This is a genomic window from Micromonospora sp. NPDC047620, from assembly GCF_043205005.1.
Lineage (GTDB): Bacteria > Actinomycetota > Actinomycetes > Mycobacteriales > Micromonosporaceae > Micromonospora.
Window position 1 is genome coordinate 1 of the sequence record NZ_JBIDDG010000078.1, and the last position, 3,570, is coordinate 3,570.

Here is a 3,570-nt window from a genome sequence, read left to right on the forward strand (position 1 = left end):
CGTCCCAAGCAGGCAAACTTGCCGAACTCCGATACGACACACGCCAACCACCGTCCTTCGCCACCTCCACAGACGGCGGCTCACCCGCCGCCCACTCCGACGGCAACACACCCTTCCCACCACCCGAGAACGAACCACCCCCCACAGGACCCCACTCAAACGCCGCCGCACCACCAGGCAACGACGACCCACCCCCAGCGCCCGGCCCATCCCCGGCGCTCGGACGCTGCCTGGTCGGCTCAGGTGCCCACTCGGCTCGCAGGCTGCGCATATTGCGCCTCTCCTGCCGGTCTTGGAGATCTTTGATGAGCGCCTCGAACTCATCGAGCGTCTTCTTCGTATTGATGATCTTGTAGGCGTGTCCGGTTCCGCCGACCAACGGCGCCTTGACCACGACGAAAACGCCGGTAACGAATTCCGGTCCGACCTGCCGCGACCACTTCCCTACCCGGAAGGTGACATCCGTCCCAGCGGCGACCTTCACCTTCGCCCCACCGAGCGCGCCCTCCGTACCAACACTAATAAGCAGGGAATGGGGCAATAGGTTCTTTACCCCCATTACGTCCTCGAAATCCTCTGCGTCGGAAAGATCCCACTGATTCTGCGGCACCCACAGTGCCCTTCTGCGCAGCGACTCGATGTCGTCTGCGGTGGGGGCGGGCTCCAGCTTCAGGTACAGGGTCTCCCCGGTAGGACTATTTTCGGCCGGTAGTTCCACGAACGCGGCGGATCGACCAGTGCTGTCATACCCGAGTTCGAGACGAACCTCTTCGATGTCCGCAGGAAAGACGAACGAATCTCCGTCGACCGCCACGGCCTGTGGGATATAGACCGGGCGGCCGGCGAATTTTACGTCCAACTTCCTAAAATTCGATTTGGGGCGGCCTAGCGACGCCGTGATGTGGTAGGACCCGACGAACGATGGGGGGAGTCTCCACGCCTGGCCGGGCACCTCCGGCAAGTCCGGCGCGACACCGCCGGACCCACCGGCCCTGATGGGATGCCGCTCAGGTGCCGACCCGGCTAGCGGGACACGCCGATTATCCCGTTCCTGCCGTTTGTTGAGAGTCTTTATGATCCCATCGAGCTCATCGATCTTCTTGCCCGTGTCGATGAGCCGGTAGGCGTGTCCGGTTCCGTCGACCAACGGCGCCCTGACCACGACGAAAACGCCGCTTTCCGATCCGGCCAGCCGCGGCCACTTCCCTACCCGGTAGGTAATCTTCGTCCCCTTGGTGACCTGCACCTCCCCCCCACCGGGGGTCAAGTGCTTCCCCTTGCCAATGGTAGTACGCAGGGGGGTGGGCAATTTGGTATCCGCCAAAATTTCACCTGGGTAAGTCACTGCGCCGGAAAGATCCCACAGATCCTCCAGCTCCCAATATACATTTATGGACCTCGACATGCCGCCGATGCTGTCCGCGGTAAGGGCGGGGTTGACCACTTCCACGTACAGGTCCTGTCCGGCCCCACTCTCTTGATCCGGATGTACCCGGCGCTCGCGTATCGCGGCCGTCAGTTCCACGACCATCAGGGGTTGACCAGTGACGCCAAACCCGGCTCTGAAAACAATCCGGTCCAGCGTCGTGGGGTAGTCGAACTTACCTCCGCCGGCCAGGATGCCTCCCGGGAGATAGATACTGGGATCTCCTGCCCCGCCGAGCCGTGTGCCCAGATTCCTTCTGGCCGAGAATATCGACGTCGTGCTGCGGTAGGAATCGACGAACAATGGGTGATCGGTTTTCCACGCCCGGCCGGGTGCCATTGTCTTCAGAGCTGCCACCTCGCCGAGAGTGAACCTGCGGTCGATCCCTTGGAAGATGGCGCTTTCGGTGCCGTCGGGCCGGGTGTACCGGATTTCGACAAAACCGGCACTCCGCCTTCTCGAAATCTTCCCGATAGTGACATAGACCTCATCACCCGGGCGAACAAGCCCATCGATCCCATCGATCCCATCGATCCCATCGAGACGCATCTCCTGGCCGGCCAGCCAGATGCTCAACCCGGGCACCGGACGAGTGAACCCCGACATCTCCGGGTCATGCCGCACCGGGGTGGCCGGGACGCGGATGGTGAATGGGAAATCGAGGTCCGTTGGGCGCTGGTCTTCCCAGCTGCCCTGGTCCTTGAGATTGCGCAAGTATCGGAGGTGTGCGGCGAGTTCCTGGACCTGACTGTACGGGAAGGAGGAGCGTTGACGGATGACCGCGAGGTCACGCTGGAAGGTGTTTTCCAGGATACGCGAGTAGGTGCTGTCGGGATTCTTCTCCGCCTTGGCGATCGCCGCTTGCAGCAGACCACGCGTCTTCTCGAACTTCCCATCCAGTTCCCGCCGCGTGTGGGGATTTATCTTCTGGGGGAAGCCCTCAGCGATCCGGTCGGCGATGCCGTCTTCGGCACGAGGTTTGACGAGGAAGTAAGCACCCCTCCACCACAGGACCTGTTCCGGGACGACACCGTCATCCGGCGGCGGGCCGATGCGGTCCGGGGCACCGAACGGATGATGGACCAGCATCGGCCGGGACAACTCCTTGGCCGCCACGTGGAAAGGCACAAGCGTGAGTTCGTGAACCCCGCCACCGACGACCTTGCGGAACCAGATCCGGTGCAGCGCCTCCTGCTCCTGCTCCGACACGTCCGCCGGATACGGAAGAATCTCCCTAAATTTCGACTCGGCACCCCGGGCGAGGTCGTCGGCCAACTCACGAATCACCCACGCACGCAGTCCATCCAGGCTGCGGACCTTCAACTTCGCCAACGGATTCCCAAAGACGTCCAACACCGGCTGAAAGACCCCGGCCACCCCCATGTCAAACCGCCGAGGATCGAAGTCGAACACCTCGAGCGCCCACCGCTCGAAGCGCTCCGCCTGGTCACTGGACACCACGGCCGACAACGTGGTGATCGCCTTAGCCACCTCCTGCTCCAAGCCCGACGCGACATCGCCCCCCGACGACGCCGAGCCATGCGCCGGTGGCACCCCTGCCGGCGAGCCCGGCGCATCGTCCAGCGCGGGGTTCTCCGACCGCAACCCCAACATCAATTCCGCCGGATCCACCCCTGACGGCAAGTCCACGAAGCCCGCCGGCGCACCGTCCACCGGCGGCGGCGACTCCGAGCCAGGCTCCAGTGGCACCCCTGCCTCATCGGTCGGAAATTCAGGCGCCGGTGTCCGCGCTGCCGGCGAGCCCGGGAACCCGCCCGCTCCGTCGGTCTCCGTCCCCCAATCCGGGAAAGCCAATGGTGCCCGCATATCGAGCAAACTCGACAGGTCATCCGCATAAATATTCAGGCCATCCGCCGGCTCACCATCGGTACGCGGACGCTTCGGCTCAGGTCCCGACTCCGACGGCGGCGACTCCGAGCCAGGCGCCGCTCCGTCGGTCTCCGTCCCCCAATCTGGGAGATCCCGTTCCGTTGGTGTCCTCATATCGTTCTCTGCCAGCTGGTATTCGGGGGGCGGGGCAAAAAGCGTCGGGTCAACACCAAACGGGTCAGTTTCCGCTGGATCGGACGGCTGCCCGTCTGCGTCAGAGCCGGCCGGGCCCCATTCCATCGCCGCCGGCCGAC

1 protein-coding gene is annotated in these 3,570 nt (G+C 63.8%); it reads right to left on the reverse strand.

Features of this window, described 5'->3' with window-relative positions; genetic code table 11:
* Positions 1–3,136 (reverse strand): hypothetical protein (locus ACGF5C_RS34235; protein WP_393308483.1); only part of this gene is annotated, 3,136 nt, incomplete at its 3' end.
* Positions 3,137–3,570: the final 434 nt, after the last annotated feature.